Raw genomic sequence first — 19,906 nt, forward strand, 5'->3', positions numbered from 1 at the left:
AAAATTGCACATATACATGTTTACGCAATGGATTCACCTTCTTGATTTTTCTATACTTTTATTAAAAAATGGCTTGATGGTGGCACAAGTCCTACTAATTAAAATGTGTGCTATCTATTATCCATATTATGACCTTTTTAAAAGATTTCTTTCTACACACAACAATCTTATTAACTTTTTGTAGATGTTTACAATTATCAATACTGAGGATTCTAAAAAGGATAAGCTGAAAAATGTAATTTTTTAAGTATTTGAGCATCGTAAATTTGGCGGGTACAACTTATCTACTCTTTACATATGAGATAGAATCTACTCCTCTATTGGATTATAGCTGCTATCTGTCACACTTAAAAAGGAATGAAAATATACTATCATTAAAATAGAAATTCAAATTAGTTTACGAAACCAACTGTAACTATTATAGTTACACAAAAAGTTGATGTCAATTTCATATCCTCCCTTTTTAACGGACAAAAGACATGACCTATTGAACAAAAATGTGATGTTTATAAAAAGGGCGGTAAAGTTTTATCTCCTTACTCAAAGAATTATAAATGATTTAGAATTAGATGAAATTGAAGCCAATATTGCATCTCCCTAAAAAGAATGTTACTCTAAAAATAGAATTATGAAAGGAATGATGGATGAATAATGATTAACTAATTTATATTTTAAGTTGAATTTTATAACTTCAAACTACAAAATATAGGGTTAGTCTATCCATTTTTAAAATTCAGTTCATACTTTATTTGTCATGATTCAAATGATTAATAAGTACTTATTAAGTATAGACGAAAGACTAATCCTTCCGATTACAAATTGGGGGATTTTTTTATTCCCGTTTGCCTTAGTTGAAACTTACTAATTGTTAAATGTACTTCACAAATAAAGGAGCGAGAAAAATGAGTACTTCAGATACTATTGTTACACATGTAATGCTCTATATAAGTCGTTAATATCCATCAAACTTATATAGAGGAATTAAAAAATGGATGGATGTTCCGACTTTATATGAAACGTTTCGATATATAAAGGAGGAATTATTATGTCAATGATAAAGGTCCAAGACTTAACTTTTTCATACCCAGGTAGCTTTGATAATATTTTTGAAAGTGTAAACTTCCAAATAGATACGGATTGGAAGCTAGGATTTATTGGTAGAAACGGACGAGGTAAAACGACATTCTTTAATTTATTGTTAGGGAATTATGAGTATAGCGGGAAAATCCTTGCTTCAGTAGAATTCAATTACTTCCCCTACTCTGTTTCAGATAAGAACAAATTCACTCATGAAATCCTTGAAGAAATTTGTCCCCAAGCCGCAGATTGGGAACTTCTACGTGAGATATCCTATTTAAATGTTGATGCTGAGGTCATGTACAGACCATTTAAAACATTATCAAATGGGGAACAAACAAAAGTGTTGCTTGCTGCACTGTTTTTAAATGCGGGTCAATTTCTATTAATTGATGAACCAACAAATCACTTAGATACAGATGCACGAAAGATAGTCTCCGATTATCTAAGGAAGAAAAAAGGATTTATTTTAATTTCACATGACAGAATCTTTTTAGATGGGTGCGTTGACCATATCCTATCTATTAATAGAGCAAATATTGAAGTTCAAAGTGGTAACTATTCTTCTTGGAAGTTAAATTTTGATAGACAGCAAGAACACGAGAAGGCTACAAATGAGCGTCTACAAAAAGACATAGGGCGATTAAAACAGTCTTCCAAACGTTCAGCAAGTTGGTCTCATGACGTGGAAGCTTCAAAAAATGGAACGAGGAATTCAGGCTCTAAGTTGGATAAGGGATTTGTAGGACATAAAGCAGCCAAGATGATGAAAAGAGCAAAAAACCTTGAATCAAGGCAACAAAAAGCTATTGAGGAAAAATCAAAATTACTAAAAAATGTGGAAAAAACTGAGTCATTAAAATTGGAACAATTGCAATTTAAATCAAATGAATTGGTTACTTTAGTTGACGTGTCCGTTAAGTACAATGATCAAATTGTGAATGAGCCGATTAGCTTCATAGTTGAACAAGGTGACCGAATTGTACTTGATGGAACGAATGGGAGCGGAAAAAGTAGTATCCTAAAACTAATTCTAGGACATCCGATACAGCATACAGGCTTAGTTACTTTAGGTACAGGACTCATCATTTCCTATGTCCAACAAGATACTTCTCATTTGAAGGGATCGCTATCAGGCTTTATTGAAGAGCACAAGATTGATGAAACCTTATTTAAGTCCATCCTAAGTAAGATGGACTTTGACCGAATTCAATTTGAAAAAGATATATCTCATTATTCTGGTGGACAAAAGAAAAAACTGCTTATCGCTAAAAGTTTATGTGAAAAAGCTCATATATATATATGGGACGAACCACTAAATTTTATAGATATCTATTCCCGTATGCAGATTGAAGAACTTATTCAACAATTTAATCCCACAATGGTTATTGTTGAGCATGATAAAATATTTCAACAAACAGTTGCAACGAAAACTATATCTATGTAGCTCAAAACGAATACTTGAAAATATAATCATTAACTTGAGTCTTTGAATTATAAAAACTTTAATGAATTGATAAAAAAAGCCTAATTTCTCTACAATACATTGAGAAATTAGGCTTTAAATAGTAATAATAGAATTCATAAACACTGAATAATTTACACATTAGGTTTATCTGTTAATGCAGTAACAATCCTGTCCACTAAGTTTTCTGGCATCCATTCATGATTTGTATCATTCGTTTCATTTGGTCCTAAAAAATCAATAAACTTTTTAAACTTTGGAAATAAAACAATAGAAGTGATCCAATGTATTGTATGATTTATGGAGAAGAAATGAAAAACTCCTTGCTTTTCACCCTCCTGTAATATTTCTTTTAACTGTTCAAAATTACCTATAAAATATGGTTGCTATTTTAAATGCCATTCACGCTTAAATATAGGAGTCTTCTTGGCTAAAATGATAAAAATAAGCACATCTTGTTATAAAAACAGATGTGCTTATTTTTTAATTTCTATGCATTTTTACGTTTTAAGAAAATCACTCCACCAACAATTAACAGTAATGCTCCTGCAGCCATAGAGATCCAACTTGTAAGATTAGTACCTGTTTGCGGTAACCATCCAATTTTAGATTGAATTTCTTTCTTAAGTTGTGGTTGTTCTTTTACTTGCTCGTTAGGTTGCTCTGGTGTTGGCGTATTTTTACCTGAATTTGGCTGTTCTGGTTTTGGTTGTTCCGATTTTCCCTCTTTAAATTTCACTGTTTGTCCCTTATCTTCAATTTCAGCGTGAATAGCTACTAATATATTATCTTGATACAGTTCTTCAAATACTACTACTTCTTTACCTTGTAATGCAGAAGCATTGAAAGTGAAGTCTAATGTGATAGAACCATTCTTCTCTTTAGCAGTAAACTTAGATTCTACTGTTACTTCTTTACCATCAACTAATAATGGCTTGTTTGTTGCTTTATCCACTAGTTTACCTTTTACTACGTACTCTTTACCCACGATTAAGTCTTTGTATTCCACTTTATCTTGGATTGTTACAGTTTTAGAAGCGTCTAACTCTTTAGAACCATCAGCTTTATTTGTAGCTGTCGTTTTAATAGAAGGCTCTACAAATCGAACTGTTTGACCTACATCGTTAATATCAGCGTGAGTTGCAATTACTTGCCCTTCATGTAATAAGTCTTCGAACACAACTACTTCTCTTCCTTGCTGTTCAGCACCAACAAAAGTAAAGTCTAATGTTACAAAACCGTTCTTTTCTTTTGCAGTAAATTTAGTCTCAGCTGTTACTTCTTTACCATCAATTAGTAATGCTTTGTTAATAGCTTTGTTCATTAATTTTCCTTTTACAGTGTACTCTTTACCAACAACTAAGTTAGTGTACTCCACTTTATCCTGGATTGTGATAGAATCCTTTGAATGAATCTCTTTTCCACCATCAGCTTTGTTTGTTGCTGTCGTTTTTACTGATGGCTTAACGAACTTAACTGTTTGACCTTTATCATTGATATCAGCATGTGTCGTAACAACTTTTCCGTCTTTCAGTAACTCTTCGAATACTACTACTTCTTTTTCTTCTAAACCAGTTGCATCAAAAGTGAAATCTAGTGTAATAGAACCATTTGCTTCTTTTGGTGTAAACTTCGTTTCAACAGTTACTTCTTTACCATTTACAACGAATGGTTTATTAGTCTCTTTATTCATTAATTTACCTTTTAAATTGTACTCTTTACCTACTTGTAGATCTTTGTATTCCACTTTATCTTGGATTGTTACAGACTTAGACGTGTGCATTTCTTTTGTACCATCTGTTTTATCAGTAGCTGTTGTTTTTATTGAAGGAATCTTTTCATCTTTGACAATGTGTTTAATGATTTGACCATTCTCTTTAATTTCAAAAGAGAACGTTTCTTCATTTAATACATAACCGTTTGGTGCAACAGTTTCTTTATATGTGTATTTTCCAAATGGTAGCTTTTCAAATTTAGCGATACCTTTATCATCTGTTTTACCTTTTACTACTTCTTTTCCTGCTTCGTTATAAATTGTAAATTCTGCATTTGGAAGCTTGTTATTTCCATCAGCTACATCTACCTTTGTAATTTCTAGATCACCTTTGATAAGATGATTAACTGCCAATAACTCAATAATCTTTCCATGTTCCTTTATTTCGAACGTAATCGGTTCTTTAACAAGAACGTAACCATTTGGAGAAGCCTTTTCTACAAATGAATATTTACCATACGCTAAATCTTTGACGTTAATCTCACCATTTTTATCTGTCTTATATTCCCCAACTACTTTTCCACTTGCATCTTTTAGCTCGAATGCTGCACCTTCTAATTTTTTACTAATATCCTCATTATCTACTTTTAGTAATTTTACACTACCTTTCACTTCGGTATTTTCCACTGTAAAAGTAAGTGTTTTATTGTTCTCTTTAATTTCAAAAGGATACTTTGTTTTATTTCCAATATATCCATTAGGTGTTTTTGTCTCTAAGAAATAATATTTACCATACGTAAGATCTTCAACGTTTGCAATTCCATTTTCTTTTGTTACTACTTTTTTCACTTCTTTTCCATCTTCAGTGAAGACTGTGAATTCAACATTTGGTAAAATCTTTCCTGAATCACTAAGCTTTTTAATTTCGATGTTACCTTTTACTTTGTTATTTACTATTTGGACAGCTCCTGTTTCCCCTGTCTTAACTTCAATAGTTTGTGGTTTATCATCTGAAACATAGCCTGTTGGTGCTTTAATTTCTTTTAATGTGTAAGTACCAATTGGTAAGTTGTTTAATTCTGCCATACCATCAGCACCAGTCGTGATTTTTCCGACTGATTCATTATTTGCATTAAAGACCTCAAATACTGCACCAGCTAAAACTTCTCCATTTTCTCCAACCTTTTTAATTTTTAAAGAACCAGCTGCTTCCCAATTTACTGCAAGATCACTACTAAGCTTTTCTTCATTTCTCTCTAATAGTACTGTAGCATTCTGAACAGTATCCGTACCACGATAAGCAATTGCTTGAACTTTAGTTAAATTAGCAGCAACACTTAAATTAAATTCACCCGTTTTTGTATTCTTAGGAATTTGGATACGAAATTTTTCTCCAACTGAAAGCTGATCTTTCACTTCTCCATTTTCACTAACAATTCTAACTCCATTAGGTGCATTTTTCGCTACTACCTTATAAGAACCACTCTTAGCATTTGTTTGTACTGAATATAGATTTGTTTCGAAGAATTCACCCTTTAATTCTGCTTTTTGCTTTTCAGCAGGAATCACATTCATAAAAACATCTTGAGTCTCTTCACTATTGTTAGCATTACTAATAATAGCCTTAGCTGCTTTTTCAACATTTTTATTCTCATGTTTTAATTCATTTACATCGAGTTGACCTAATGCATTCCAAACCGCAAGTTGCGTTGCATAATGCGCTTCATTTTTATTAGCTACTCCCAGCTGTTCAGCACTTTTTTGCGGGAAACCATTTAATAAGACTCTATATACTACATTATCTGTTTTCCCCATTTCAGGAAGATCTTCACCATTTGGTGATTTTAATCCAAGGGTTAAGCAATAAGCAATTTGACCACTTGAATTTTTAATCATTTCAGTGCGAATGTACTTACCTAGACTATTACTATAACTCCAGTCCATTGAATATTTCTCATGCGTCATAACCTCTGCACTAGCCCTAGGTAAAAATACATTAAGGAATAATGCCAGTACTGATAATAATGTAAAAACTCTTATAATGACTCTCTTACCCAATTTTGTAACCTCCCTAGAATAAATTAATCCGAGTATATATCGCAATATCTAAAACATTCACGATCGACCCAATTATCATTATAAAACAATAAATTACAAATATTAAATAATTTTAGTAAAATAGTCAAAAAATTTACACATTTTATTATTTATCAAGTTTTTTAACGAATTTACTATATACAAATTCTAAAACACGCCTACAATTTAAAAGACAAATATGTATGTTAAATATATAAATAGCAATTCCTTTACTCCAGTTATTAAGCTTTCCCCTATTAAAAATAGCCTTTTCATTTTCTTGTTAACCTGAGTAATTTATACACCTCTTTTAATCTATTACATTCCTCCATTTAAATATAAAGGTGACTTCTCGTTCAAATAATAAAGCGAAACTTTAATCCGCCCGATTCCCACCTAACTTCTTTGCTTTCATTGAATTTTTGGGCGGGAGGCTTACTGCCCAAAAATAACGGGATATATTATGCAATATTGCATTTGATAATCATTTTCATTGTAACTATAATGATTACAGGATTACTATTAATCTAATATTCTACATGGAGGTTTTATTATGTTTAAAAAAATTATTGTATCTTCTATGGCGCTTACTATGTTCGGTGGAGCTGCAACTATGCTAGAGGCACCTACTGCTCAAGCAGCTTCTTATAACTCAACGTCATCCTCTTACTTTGATGTCACTCCTGAAGAGGCTGTGGCTTTCTATCAATCTCAAGACTATAAAAAATTAAAAGTATTTTTGGATGACTTTGAAGCTAGAAACCCTTATACTCCAGGTGGAGGCTACGCTCAAGGGAGTGTACGTATGCAAAAATTCAACGATGCTCTTAGAGATGCCAAATTAACAAATGTCTACCAAGAATTTATTAGAATCTCATACTACAATCATTATCCAGAACCAAAATAATAACAACAGATTAAATGTTTATTATTTCTATAACTTAGCCTAATTTTAAATGTATAACCTAAAAATAATTACTAAAAACCACTCATATAAGGGTGGTTTTTCTATTTCCCCATATAATTTAGCGGAATGTTACATCATCTTTATTTTAATATCTTTTATAGTAGACATTCTCTCGTTGACACAATCTAGTAGGTTAGCAATGGGGATATCAAAATATATTTATAATTATTTTCTGTTTAATAGCAAAAAACGAACACCCTCTCACAATTAGATAAGGTGCTCGTTTTCATTTTTATCGGTAATTCTCAATTCATTTTAGCTTCTTTCCAATAAGCAAAGATTAAATTAACTTAAAAACAAAGCGTTTTAAATTTAATTCACAGATCTTACTGAAACTTGGAATTGCCCCTTAGAACCATCATCATTTGAAACGTAAATTTTATATGTTCCATTCGGTAATGGAGATAAAGCATTCCGTACATTTGTAACATTAATTTGTTGTTCTCCAGGTTTTATATAACCACCAACAATTAGCTCTGTATTTGGACCTTTTACACTATATCCCATTGTATTTTGACCATTATTTTTCATAGAGAAGCTTAAGTCAGTACTCCCATCATATACGAAAGAAGTTACAGCCTCGCCACTATAATTCATTGTTTGGGTTAATAATAAGTCTGCAGAAACATGTTCAACTACATGAATTGGATCATTCGTTTTGTGTACTTCTTCAGCATAAGTATTATTCCCTAACACACCAAGTGTTAATGCTGAAACTACTCCACAACTAAGCACTAGTTTATTTAACTTCATTTTAAGTTCCCCCTTGATGTTTGTATTCTATTACCATCATACATCCTTTTTTAAGTGCGTTTTTATGTAATAATTCATATCTATAAACCCATATATATTAACTTTACGCCTTAATAGTTATTGAGAAAGCCCCATAGATAAAGCTACAATATTACACTTCATAAAAAAACATGTAAATTTTAAAGTCTTTTTCTAACAAAGTTTTATACGAGTAAGTACCAAAATACTCAAATAAATAGCATTTCTATTTCAGATAAAATGTACTAATAAAATTTTTCTAAAATTTCACTTTGTAATTTGATATATTCCATGTTAATATAACGAAGGCTACAAAACAGGAGTCACCACGCATATCTTTTTCACAGAATATTCATACTTAAAAAGACTTATTTTATCAGTAACTCAATCCAAATTTCACCTATACAAAAGTTAGTTTATGATTTCATATGTACATAAATTTAAATAGATTTTTTATCTATTATTTTTTTCTATTTTCCTTATCAATTTTAATACGAGTAATATAACAGCACTTTTCAAGTACCCTTCCTTTTTTAGATAAAAAGTCTACTAATACTAAACATCTATGTCCAACTCATACATAATTCTACTTACAAACTATCGGAGATGCAAAACTATGGGAATTTCTACTCTTTTATTAAATACCTTTATTATAATAATTTGTATCCTTAGCTATCACGTATTTTGGCTAGAGTTTAAAGAAAAAATAACATGTAATAATATGTTATTTTCTATCCTTTCCTCCATTGCTATTATTTTTTGTATGACTTTTCCTTTTCATTTACATGTGGGATTTATTTATGATTTACGTTTTATTCCTATTATATTAGTTTTTCTATATGGAAATACAAAAAACATTGTTTTTATAGGAATTTTATATCTTTCTTACCGGTTTTACTTAGGCGGAAATGGCGTTCTTCCATCATTTATTATCTTTACTATCATTTCTGTTATAACAATGCTCTTTCGTTACTTATTACCTATGTATTTTAAAGAAAAAAAGATATTATTAAGCTTACTTCTTATTTTAGTATGTACAGCTTCCCTTTCTATTTGCGGTATTGTAACTCAAATAAATACAGGAGGTAAAATAGACTCTACTCTCATAGAATTTTTATTAAATTATATAGTCATTAATATTTTCACAGTATTATTATCAGTTTATTTTATAGAGGAAATGATTGAGAAATATAAAATGAAAGAAAAACTGCAACGGGCTGAAAAATTTTATATAGCTAGCGAACTAGCAGCGTCAATTGCACACGAAATCCACAATCCACTAACCACGGTACATGGATTCACTCAATTATTAAATGAAAAACATGCCTCTAAGCTATCTCAGGATCAATACTTAGAAATCATGTTAATTGAAATGCAGCAAATACAATCTACTATTAATAACTATTTATCTTTAACCAAACCACAGAATACCCTAAAAGAAAAAATAGATATTAATCACATTTTAAATCAGGTGAAAGATACTATTTCACCACTCGCTCTATCATACAAAGTTGAAATCAAACAAAATAGTACAGATTCCTTTTATATAAATGGGGACCCCGAAAAATTCAAACTCTGTCTAAACAACATCATCCAAAACGGAATTGAGGCTATGAAAAATGGTGGATTATTACAAATAAATATACAAAAAGTAAAAGGGAATATCATAATTGATATTATTGATTCAGGAATTGGGATGTCATCTCAACAAATAAAACGAATTGCTTTGCCATTCTATTCAACAACAGAAAAAGGAACTGGGCTTGGTACTATGATTGCTTATAGTATTATTAGAGAATTAAACGGAGATATAGAAATAGAGAGTGAATTAGGTAAAGGGACACGCTTTTCTATTAGTATCCCTTGCTAATGTGATAACAATTTTCTGTTTAGTTAATTACATAAATGAATTTTAAGAATCCCGCTAGCTAGCTTACTTATTAATTATCTTAAATTCATATGCGTTAATTAAATATAATAAGGATCAGAGCCTATCTATTGTTACAGATACACTCTGATCCTTTAGTTTAATTCAATTAAAAACACTTAATATTTATAACTTTTCTTACATCGTGATGAAATACTAGTTCATCGCTTTTATCTTATTTACTGATTAGATTGGTTTAATATAAATATAACATCTCGCGACACTTAATTTGTTATTATCATTAGAGACATTGCCTGCAGTTGTTTTTTCATTAAAGTACAGACCTTTTTCCATTCATTGAAAAAGACAACTCCCCTTTTACTACTTCACTTCCACCGTATAATTCCCTGTCCCCCCGCCATACTGATACACATGTAAATAATACTTCCCTGGATACGTATAGTAACTACCTACTAGTTTATTCCCTTGTTGCTGAGCATACGTAACATAATTATTTAAATCTGCTTCAGAATAAAGTACCCAGTTCATTCCAATATTATTTTCATTCGTTACGTTAATTTGAAGGTTTTTAGCAGTCTCCACATTAAATTCAAAGAAATCACTTGTATCGCCATTTCCTAAACTAGCACGTAAAACTTGATTTAACTGCAATTGGTTTGCTGTTTGGAATGAGTTATTCGGTTCTTTTTCTACACTGTTATCTTCTTTCTTTTGAACAGTTACAGTCGCTGTAGCAGTATTAGTTGCTCCTTTATCGTCTGTTACCGTTAATTTCGTCGTATACGTTCCTTCTTTTGTATATACGTGAGTTGGATTTTGCTCATTACTTACTGCTCCATCACCAAACTCCCATTTATACGAAGTAATTTTCCCGTCTTCATCTTTTGATCCGTCGCTTGTAAATAAAATTGCTTCATTTACATTTCCGCTATACGGACCGTTTATAACTGCAACTGGTGCTTTATTCTCTGCACCTTCTTCTGTATTAATACCGTGGAACACAACATCATATTCAAATTGTCCTGATGTATTCACGCGATATTTTACAAAGTATGCTGTTACTGTTTTATAGCCTGTCCATTCCTTTGCACTTAAACGTTTTAACGTATCATTAACGTTTTGTGTAATTGTTTCCCAATCTTCATATTCTCCTTTTGCTGCAGTTCCTGTATATGTTCCTTGTAGTGTGAATGTATTAAAGAACTGTGATTTATTTTTCTTCACTGATACATTTTTCAATTTTGCTTCCGCTGTTATTTCTGCTGCAATATCTGAAACTGGCTTCGATGCATGATTCGCTAAATAATCGTCTGATACTAATGGCACATTATATTTCTCACGATTATCAACTAGCATTTGCATATAGTCCTGATATTCTTTATTTAAATTCGCATCTTTACTTAATGTAGAGCGATATGCATCATATGCTGTTACATCATTTTTCCTAATAAGATCATGTATTTTATCGAACATATCATATCTCTTATTGTACATATACGATTGTAAAGCAAAGGAATAATTATAGAAATCCCACGTTCCATACTTTGCATTTAACGTTCGCTCTGCCGTATAACGCTCTGCTGGATTTGAAGATAATCCTCCTATAATACTCTTTCTCGGTACAACATTATCCGTTCTCGTTGCCCCTGCAAAAAACTCAGCATTTCCTTCTTCAAACCAAGATAATCTTTCATTTTCATATATTTTCCCTTGTCCCCATAACCCTGGTACTTCATATCTACCTTGTAAATAATGCGTGAACTCGTGTCTGAATAATTCTTCTAAACTATAAATACTTTCTTCTGGCGTACGCTCATAAGTAAAGAACGTACCTGTTCCTTCTATATAAAGACCACCGTTATTCGTTTCATAACCGTACAATTGACGATTAAATTGATATTCTGCTGGGCTATTATAAATAACCATCGTTAATACATCATCAGGATTTCCTTTTTCTAAAGGTTGATCACTTTCAACCGTACGATGGAATTGTGCCTTTACTTCTTTTGCCGCCCAATATAAACGTTTTACTTTTTCTTCTGTCACTTTATCTCCAGCTTTTAAAACAATTGCCCCATCATCAAACGTATACGTTTTTGGCAAATATTTTTTCTTTCCATCTTCTCTTATTTGATCTAAATTCACTACTTTACCATTTGCATCTTTTCCGCCATAATTCGTTGCAATTTGCTCAGCAGCTACGAAATATTGCTCCCCTAAATACGGATACATTTTCATCGCATCTGTTACAACTTGTAACCCTTTCGTTCCTGTACTATGGAACATACCGAGTCTACCTGTATAATAAATGCCATTATTAATAAGCCAACCGTTTTTTTCTGTAATCGTTCCCATTAATGCAAAACGACTTAATTCATTAATATAACTATCTATTTTCTGATACCATACTGTATCTTTCGGTGCTTTCCTCGTATCGTACAAATACGATTGAATGTCGTAATCAACACCTTGCATAATATCGTAAATAGCATTTCCAGCTGAAAGATTATCTACTAATGTAGAAAAATTATCATTATATTGTTTAAAAATCTTTGCAGCCGATGTTATCGTTTCCACATCGCTCGAAGCGTTTCCTATTAACTTTCCGTATGATGATACCACTCTATTTTGCTCTAATGTACCCAGCTTGAAATTTGAATTGTTAGCCATCGCTTTTAATGCAGGTAAGCATTTATCATGATAACTCCGTTCATTTAATTTACTAAGTTCCGAATTATAAAATCCTAAATAAAATCCTGAACGTAATACCTCTACTAATGTCTCAATCCCTTTTGAATCATCCTTCGTATAGGCTTGTCCTTGCTGCTTCAATTTATCAATAATCGCCTGCATCCTACTATCATTTTGATAGAATGCTAGACTGTCTGTATTAAACTGAAATAGCCCCGTAATTTGCTCCCAATCAATTGTTACAAGTAAATCTACTAACTGCTGATTGCTTAATTGATTTAATTCGGCAATTGTATAAGTTTTCGCTACAGCTAATTGCTTACTTTCTTTTTTCACCTCAGGTGGTCTTTGTGATAAATCGGCAAATTGTAACCTTTTCTCAAAAGACTTGCTTTCGAGCACTTTCGATGAATGAGCTAATTCTTGTACTGGTAGTTGTACACCGACTGGCTCCATTTTGAGCACATTTCGATAAGAAACTTGCTCTCCCTTAGTATCTTCTGCCAAACTTACCCCTTGAAAACTCCCTAACATTAAACTAGCAAAACTTACCCCTACTAACATTTTCTTTGAATAGCCTTTCATGCTCTCCCCTACCTTACATTTTTAGTGTCACGCTCCATTATTTTACTATTTTTACTTTTTGTCCTGTATTGAGAAAAAATAAGGTAACGTTCACACATGTATCCATTCCATATAAAATTAACGCTTGACTTTCCGTGCATTTTATATCAAAAAAGATAGATGATAGCAAAATTCCTGCTACATCTATCCTCGTTTTCAACACTATGATTTTAACTTTATAAATGTAACTTCCGGTAATGTTTGCATGTGCTGAATAAACTCATTCTTTTCTTCTGACGATATATTTTTCAGTTGCATCCCTACCTTATAAACAGTTTCTGTACTTTGCTGTGAAGCTTCCACCTCATATGAGAGTATTGGGATGCCTTTCACTTGTAGTGTTTCTAATATTTGTTGTACCGCTTCATGTTTATTTACAAACATTTGCACTGTTATATTTTGTGGAAATAAAAATTGCACCTTAAAAATACGACTTACAATTTCTAAACCAATTAAAACGAGAATCGTCGCTCCAATACCTACTACATACATTCCCGCTCCAATTGCTAATCCTATGCCGGCAGTAGCCCATAAACCAGCCGCGGTCGTTAATCCTTTCACCGCCTGCTTTTGAATAATAATTGTGCCTGCACCTAAAAAACCAACTCCACTAACGACTTGTGCTGCAATACGACTTGGGTCTAGAGACATATGCTCTTCAAACACAATATCTGAAAAGGCATATTTCGAAACAACCATTATTAACGCACTTCCTACCGCTACGAGGAAATGAGTCTTTAATCCAGCTTCTTTCGATCGAATTTCTCTTTCAATACCAATCATTGCTCCTAACAAGCCAGCAACACCGATTCGTATAATAAAATCAAAATCTACACTCACGGGCACTTCCCCCTTTCATTCATTATAGATAGATAAAACAAAAATTATCACAAACATCCTTTTATTTACATATAGGGGTACCGCTAAAATATACTTAATACTCCGACCGTTTTATGTTAATATTTAAAATATTAACATAAAATAAATAACTTCTAATTTTAAACCTTCACTAATTTTCTAAAAAATCAAAGATGAATTACGTGAAATTAGGTTGAGAAACTATGGAAAACGCTTTCGCTTTGTATCGTAATTTTTTATAAAAACTATATAAATAAAGGAGCTTACTAACAATGAACGTCTCATTACTCACACCTACTACTGATTTACAAGAAGAATACTTAGATTTCTATAACGAATGGAAAGATAGCGGTGAAACAATGATCCCGTGGATTATCTCAAAAAATCCTGCCAACTTCCCAGCTATGGTTCAAGAACTTCTCGATGCGCATAACGGAATAAATATCCCTGAAACTTGGGTACCAGACTCTACATATTGGCTTGTTACAGATGAAAATAAAATTGTGGGAGCTGTTAATATACGTCATAGTTTAACCAAACATTTATTTAACGCTGGCGGTCACATTGGTTATGGCATTCGCCCTTCTGAAAGAAGAAAAGGTTATGCTACGAAGTTACTAGCATTATCATTAGAAAAAACGAAGGAGTTAGACATCACGAAAGTACTTGTCGTTTGCGACGCTGTGAATACCGCTTCTGAAAAAACGATTTTGCATAATGGCGGGATTCGTGATGATGATTTCACTGAGGAAGATGGGAATATAGTAAGAAGATATTGGATTGAGCTATGAATAATCACAAATAAGCGAGAAAGTGATTATTCACTTTCTCGCTTATTTTACACTGCTTCTATTTCAAACTGCACTGTAATACCACTTGGATCTACCACCACAAACCCATTTGTAGTTTCATTTATTTCATGTTGTTTTTCTATTAATCTTTCTTTCACTTCGTCTAACGCTTCTTTATGCGGTAGTACAATAGCATATACCTTTAGTCCAGTTGCATATACTGGTGGGTGTGGATTGTTTACTCCGTTCCACGTATTTGCACCAATATGGTGATGATATCCCCCTGCTGAAATAAATAAGCAATCCTCTTCACGCTGTTGTACTTCAAAACCTACTGTTTCCACATAAAATTCATATGATTTCTCTACATCAGCTATTCGTAAATGTACGTGCCCAACGACAGTATTAGCAGGCAAACCATCAAACTCATAATCAACGAGTGTTGCCAATTCTTTTAAATCAAGTGGTGTACTTCCTCCTGACCCTTCTCCCCATTGATCACGCGGACGGTCTGCATAAATTTCAATACCATTCCCCTCTAAATCTTGCAAATAAAAAGCTTCGCTATATGTATGATCACTTGCACTATTAAACCTTGAAATTGGTAAAATTTCATTTGAATATGTATAACGCCCTTCTTGCTCATCCGGGCTGTCAATTACATTCTTATTACGAAGAACCCCAAATAGCGCAGAAGCAAAAGCTTCACGAGTCGGAACTAAAAAGGCTACATGATATATACCAGTCGTACGCGGTTCTTGCAGTACCCCGTCCTCTAACTTTTCAAGAACAAGTAACGCGTTCTTTCCACCTTTTCCAGATAAATATGCTTTATTCCCCTCTTGCTTAATTACCTCTAATCCTACAACATTTTCATAAAAAGCAATTTGACGCTCTAAATCTTTCACTTTAAATTCAATATGACCAATACGTGTTTTCGGATGAATTTGTACCATGAATAACTCCATCTCCTTATCCCTATATTTTTCCATTACATATAACCGTTACTATGAAGGATACAACTAAAATCATCCTATGTAAATAAGAAAAGTCAGAATTTACATATATTTTTATTTTCATAATAAAAAAGCCACCTTTTCTAAATTTCAGAAAAGGTGGCTTTATAACTCTTATCTCATTTTATGTACTTCAGCAACTAGTTTTCCACCCTGAATGCCCATATAAAGCTTCACAGGTGCATCATTCGTATTTTCAAATACTAAATCTAAATATGGATATGCAATTGTAGCATCTCTTCCTTGTGGAACATAACCTACCGTTTTAGAATGTGTAGTTCTCTCCACCATTTTCAGGCCAGCTTGATCTGCTGCATTGTATAAAGTTGAAGATGTTTGACAAACACCACCACCATATCCATCTACTAATTTACCATCAACTATTTCTTTCCCTAATTGATATCCTTTATCTGGTGTTGTATCACCGATTAATGAATTAAAAGAGAAACGGTCTCCTTTTGCTAACACAACTCCATTTATGCTCGCTGCTGACAAACGAATATTCTCAATACGGCCACCTGTTGAACCACCTAAGTTCGTTTCATATCTACCAATTACCGTACCATTTCCTTGCGCATCACTTAATGTTGCGACTGGTTTTTTCTCCACGATCGGCAACTGATACGTAGCATCCCACATACCAACGTTTAACAATTTATCTACTAATTCTTTTTCCAATAATTCATAAGAAGGTTTTCCTTCTTGCCAACTTCCATCAGGTGCTATACGTGAAGGAACCATTTTTTTGTCGACGCTTTTTCCAACCTCACCAACAACCTTTGTTACAGACTTTTTAAATTTCGCTTCATCTTCAAAATAGCCTAAACCAGATAAATCTAATTTTTTCACTTCAGTACCAGTTCGACCATCAACTAAACTAATAGTATCCTGTACTTCTGCTTTAGCCTCTACAGTGTGCCCACCAATATCACTTACCAATGCAACATCACTTACTTTTGCACCACAGCCACTCATTATAGCTACACATAACACCCCAACTAATATACCCTTTACTTTACGGAACAATATACTCTCTCCCTTTCCCCAACATCACTATTATGTATTTATTTCATTTTTATGTATGTTTTGTTACAATCATTTTACAATATGTTTATAAAATGTTACAAGTTATTTTTCACTCTATATAAATTACTCTTTTCTTTTATAAATGTCTATACATATTTACATAAAAGTTTGAGTTTGATAGAATTGTAACTTTTATGTAAACTCCCCCTTTTATCCAGTATATACCATTAAGCAAAAGAAATACAAATCAAAAACCCTCAAGCTATTTTTTATAAAGTGAAACTTTAATCAGTGGGGGTTTTACGGGCATCCCGACCTTCTTTGTTTCTGCTGAATTTTGACATGGGGGTCTTATTGCCCAGCAAATAGCGGGATAAAGAGAAATCCCGTCAACATAAATAGGTATTTGCCGTGCCACCGCTCCGCTTTTGCACATACATTATGGTGTATTCAACCTATTTTAAAGAAATGGAGGATGTTATTATGTATCCCTACAATCCATATGATCCATATAATCAATATGCGTACCAACAACCACAGTATGACTTACAAACACAATATCAATCTTATATAGATCAAGCAGAGCACACGAATCCATACGACCAAAATAGACAATTCCAACTTCCAATCTCTTTTCCTGGCACTGGAAATCGTCAATTAGAAAGACGCGTAAATGAGCTTGAACAAAGAGTACGTCAACTAGAAAATACAGTTGAGCGCCATACACGTAGACTCAACCGCTTAAACCAACGTTTACGCACAGTAGAAAACAGACTAAACATTCCATTCGCAGCATTAGAAGACGGATTTTAATTGAAAAAATAAAAATTATATAAGGAAGGGGCTCCCCCTTCCTTATATAAATTGACGAAAGTTTTTTCCATCTCTATACTGATAAGAGTTAATGAAATGAAACAAGGTGATAAATATGGATTTTGAAATAAATTATCTTTCCTTTTATGTTGTACAAGTAGAAGGAAAAGGTGAAGCAGTTGATAAACGCTACAAACATTTTCAAACTTTAGACGCTGAAGAATATGAAGATAGCTCCTTAAAAGAATTTTTGAATGGTGAGTTATTAAAAATATCGAAGCGAAAAGTAGAACGTCATGCAAAAACAGAACAAGCCCCAACAAAAATTGGTCGCTTTATTGTAGAAGAAGGGCACGAACTTGATTCAAACCCTCATTACAACCTTTTTAATCGTATTCGCTTTGCAGAAACAAAAGAAAACTTTAAAGATATGAGCGAACCTCTCGTTTATACATATCTTGACACAAGCGCTGTACGTGGTGGTGTATTTTTAATTGCTCAGGCAAAACTACGCAAATACTTTGATGATCCATTTGTATTCGTAATGAAATGCGACTTCGAACCAAAGGTTGCTTCTATTTCTGATGAATCAACACTGATTCGTAACGTTGAAATGGCCATCACAACAAAGAATATGAAATCTATCCAATATCCGTACATGCCTGAAGAAGGAATGGTTGAAGTAGGCGAACTAAAAATACATCAAGCATCACATGCCCGCTACTTTGAAGACTTCTTAAAATTCGTCGAATATGAACGCTCTATGCCTGAAATTATGAAAACACAAGTAATGGACATGGTATACGACCAAATTGAAGATGTATTTGAAGAAGGTACGGAAGAACGCGAACAATTCGACCAAGCGATGGAAGTATGGGCTGCCAGTCCGAAACGCGAAATTATGGAACAATTTTCAACTGAAGAAGTAATGGAAGCAACCGCTCAAATCGTCGAGCATGCTCCTGAAGTGGAATTAAAACTAAAAGCCGATCATATCTCTGTGAAGGCGTTGCTTGCGGATTTTGGGGATCAAATACATATTGCGAAGGTAAATGATCGATATGTACTTATGATTGAAGCAGACACACTTACATTTGAAAAAGGCTTCTCTCCTATTGAGTTTCTGAAGCCAGATGAGCTGCAAGATGTGATTGAGCGGATTGAGAATAAGCAGCAGTATTCGTTTGATCCGAGCGGTATTGAATAAAGTGAAACTTTAATCAGTGGGGTTTTGTTCATCCCCCACTAATTATTAGCCCTCACCAATCGGGCTTTTACGGGATAAATACTTCCATATAACTGTTGTTACTGGGCGCTTTTAATAAGCGCTCTTTTATTTATATTAAAAACCGATTCTACTAAGAATCGATTTTTAATATAAATAAAACATGTTTATTTTTAAATTTTTTTGATGCAAGATGACATTTGTTGCAGAATCAAATATATCCCTTCCTTGTTATACAGGCTTATTTCCATTAGAAATATCTACTTCAATATTTCTAGTTGACCAAGTCCTTCTATAAGTTGTTAAAATGCAAATTTCACTTTACTACCTCAAATTTATTGTACTCGTAAAAAGATAATTGAAAACGATATTCCGGATGTTCTCTCACCCAATCGTAGGCTTCTTCTAAAATTTCCATTTTGTTTTGCAAGTCATTAAGTTCACTACATTCGTCCCTTTTCTGTTTGCACAGAGGGCAGAATCCATTCACTATTTCCGCACTCGTCGCCCTAATAGTTTTACTTTCTAAATCAACTACTAGACGAAGAATAACAGAATGCTCTTCTTTTGTAGTCACCTTCATTTCAGCAATCCGATCCTCATTCCAAAAGACACCGTTTAATTCCATCTTTACTGTGACATCTTTAATATCCAAGTCTACCACTATCATACCTCCCTTATACAAAACTCAATCTTACTCTTCTATTTTAAACTTTAATACACCACAACTTAAAGAGATATTAAGTTTTTTCCAATTCTTCTTTACTATGAAAGAAAGTGTAGTTAATGCTAATTGTGTAGTAAATATTATCCAAAAAACTAAAACAGTTTAAATGTTAAAGATTGTTTCCATTAAGCTACACTCTTTTCTTTATATATATTTTTATTTTATTAATACAGTTTA

13 protein-coding genes and 1 pseudogene are annotated in these 19,906 nt (G+C 32.8%); 6 read left to right on the forward strand and 8 right to left on the reverse strand.

Features of this window, described 5'->3' with window-relative positions:
- The first annotated feature begins 1,045 nt into the window (after positions 1 to 1,045).
- On the forward strand, positions 1,046 to 2,524 hold the full coding sequence (locus tag HMPREF2590_RS20200; RefSeq protein ID WP_000061795.1) for an Lsa family ABC-F type ribosomal protection protein: 1,479 nt from the start codon (positions 1,046 to 1,048) through the stop codon (positions 2,522 to 2,524).
- A gap of 152 nt (positions 2,525 to 2,676) precedes the next feature.
- Here HMPREF2590_RS20200 and HMPREF2590_RS20205 read toward each other — a convergent pair.
- Positions 2,677 to 2,928 (reverse strand): annotated as a pseudogene (locus tag HMPREF2590_RS20205) (TetR/AcrR family transcriptional regulator); the annotation flags it as partial.
- A gap of 104 nt (positions 2,929 to 3,032) precedes the next feature.
- Complete coding sequence (locus tag HMPREF2590_RS20210) at positions 3,033 to 6,314, reverse strand: VaFE repeat-containing surface-anchored protein (RefSeq protein WP_003316042.1); 3,282 nt, start codon at positions 6,312 to 6,314, stop codon at positions 3,033 to 3,035.
- Between the two features lie 571 nt (positions 6,315 to 6,885).
- On the opposite strand from HMPREF2590_RS20210, the gene HMPREF2590_RS20215 reads away from it, so the two are divergent.
- Positions 6,886 to 7,239: a hypothetical protein gene (locus HMPREF2590_RS20215; RefSeq protein ID WP_000473483.1), complete on the forward strand. Its 354-nt coding sequence runs from the start codon at positions 6,886 to 6,888 to the stop codon at positions 7,237 to 7,239.
- Between the two features lie 372 nt (positions 7,240 to 7,611).
- On the opposite strand, the gene HMPREF2590_RS20220 is transcribed toward HMPREF2590_RS20215, so the two are convergent.
- Entirely contained in the window at positions 7,612 to 8,052 is a 441-nt protein-coding gene (locus HMPREF2590_RS20220; protein WP_000773526.1) for a hypothetical protein, read from the reverse strand.
- Between the two features lie 634 nt (positions 8,053 to 8,686).
- Here HMPREF2590_RS20220 and HMPREF2590_RS20225 point away from each other — a divergent pair.
- Complete coding sequence (locus HMPREF2590_RS20225; protein ID WP_000513017.1) at positions 8,687 to 9,940, forward strand: sensor histidine kinase; 1,254 nt, start codon at positions 8,687 to 8,689, stop codon at positions 9,938 to 9,940.
- A gap of 378 nt (positions 9,941 to 10,318) precedes the next feature.
- Here HMPREF2590_RS20225 and colA read toward each other — a convergent pair whose 3' ends face one another.
- Positions 10,319 to 13,234, reverse strand: coding sequence for a collagenase ColA (gene colA, locus HMPREF2590_RS20230; protein ID WP_000679524.1), 2,916 nt, complete (start codon positions 13,232 to 13,234; stop codon positions 10,319 to 10,321).
- A 201-nt stretch (positions 13,235 to 13,435) separates the two neighbouring features.
- Entirely contained in the window at positions 13,436 to 14,113 is a 678-nt protein-coding gene (locus HMPREF2590_RS20235; RefSeq protein ID WP_000109721.1) for an MgtC/SapB family protein, read from the reverse strand.
- A gap of 290 nt (positions 14,114 to 14,403) precedes the next feature.
- Here HMPREF2590_RS20235 and HMPREF2590_RS20240 point away from each other — a divergent pair, with 290 nt between their 5' ends.
- Positions 14,404 to 14,922, forward strand: coding sequence for a GNAT family N-acetyltransferase (locus HMPREF2590_RS20240; RefSeq protein WP_003316013.1), 519 nt, complete (start codon positions 14,404 to 14,406; stop codon positions 14,920 to 14,922).
- Between the two features lie 47 nt (positions 14,923 to 14,969).
- On the opposite strand, the gene HMPREF2590_RS20245 is transcribed toward HMPREF2590_RS20240, so the two are convergent.
- Both HMPREF2590_RS20245 and HMPREF2590_RS20250 read right to left on the reverse strand, forming a co-directional pair.
- Positions 14,970 to 15,878 carry a VOC family protein gene (locus HMPREF2590_RS20245; protein ID WP_003316003.1) on the reverse strand — a complete coding sequence of 303 codons (909 nt, stop codon included), beginning with the start codon at positions 15,876 to 15,878 and terminating at the stop codon, positions 14,970 to 14,972.
- Positions 15,879 to 16,052: 174 nt separating this feature from the next.
- Entirely contained in the window at positions 16,053 to 16,964 is a 912-nt protein-coding gene (locus HMPREF2590_RS20250) for a VanW family protein (protein ID WP_000488970.1), read from the reverse strand.
- 483 nt (positions 16,965 to 17,447) lie between these two features.
- Here HMPREF2590_RS20250 and HMPREF2590_RS20255 point away from each other — a divergent pair, with 483 nt between their 5' ends.
- On the forward strand, positions 17,448 to 17,777 hold the full coding sequence (locus HMPREF2590_RS20255; RefSeq protein WP_000283715.1) for a hypothetical protein: 330 nt from the start codon (positions 17,448 to 17,450) through the stop codon (positions 17,775 to 17,777).
- Positions 17,778 to 17,892: 115 nt separating this feature from the next.
- Positions 17,893 to 18,984, forward strand: coding sequence for a DUF3900 domain-containing protein (locus HMPREF2590_RS20260; protein ID WP_000345046.1), 1,092 nt, complete (start codon positions 17,893 to 17,895; stop codon positions 18,982 to 18,984).
- 334 nt (positions 18,985 to 19,318) lie between these two features.
- On the opposite strand, the gene HMPREF2590_RS20265 is transcribed toward HMPREF2590_RS20260, so the two are convergent.
- On the reverse strand, positions 19,319 to 19,666 hold the full coding sequence (locus HMPREF2590_RS20265; protein WP_000227983.1) for a hypothetical protein: 348 nt from the start codon (positions 19,664 to 19,666) through the stop codon (positions 19,319 to 19,321).
- Between the last annotated feature and the right edge of the window lie 240 nt (positions 19,667 to 19,906).

The sequence above is a fragment of the Bacillus sp. HMSC036E02 genome (assembly GCF_001836235.1).
GTDB lineage: Bacteria > Bacillota > Bacilli > Bacillales > Bacillaceae_G > Bacillus_A > Bacillus_A cereus.

What these genes read in the sequence shown, in the direction of transcription:
- HMPREF2590_RS20200 (WP_000061795.1), top strand. Translation starts at nt 1,046, where the DNA reads ATGTCAATGATAAAGGTCCAAGACTTAACTTTTTCATACCCAGGTAGC.
- HMPREF2590_RS20215 (WP_000473483.1), top strand. Translation starts at nt 6,886, where the DNA reads ATGTTTAAAAAAATTATTGTATCTTCTATGGCGCTTACTATGTTCGGT.
- HMPREF2590_RS20220 (WP_000773526.1), bottom strand. Translation starts at nt 8,052, where the DNA reads ATGAAGTTAAATAAACTAGTGCTTAGTTGTGGAGTAGTTTCAGCATTA.
- HMPREF2590_RS20225 (WP_000513017.1), top strand. Translation starts at nt 8,687, where the DNA reads ATGGGAATTTCTACTCTTTTATTAAATACCTTTATTATAATAATTTGT.
- colA (WP_000679524.1), bottom strand. Translation starts at nt 13,234, where the DNA reads ATGAAAGGCTATTCAAAGAAAATGTTAGTAGGGGTAAGTTTTGCTAGT.
- HMPREF2590_RS20240 (WP_003316013.1), top strand. Translation starts at nt 14,404, where the DNA reads ATGAACGTCTCATTACTCACACCTACTACTGATTTACAAGAAGAATAC.
- HMPREF2590_RS20245 (WP_003316003.1), bottom strand. Translation starts at nt 15,878, where the DNA reads ATGGTACAAATTCATCCGAAAACACGTATTGGTCATATTGAATTTAAA.
- HMPREF2590_RS20255 (WP_000283715.1), top strand. Translation starts at nt 17,448, where the DNA reads ATGTATCCCTACAATCCATATGATCCATATAATCAATATGCGTACCAA.
- HMPREF2590_RS20260 (WP_000345046.1), top strand. Translation starts at nt 17,893, where the DNA reads ATGGATTTTGAAATAAATTATCTTTCCTTTTATGTTGTACAAGTAGAA.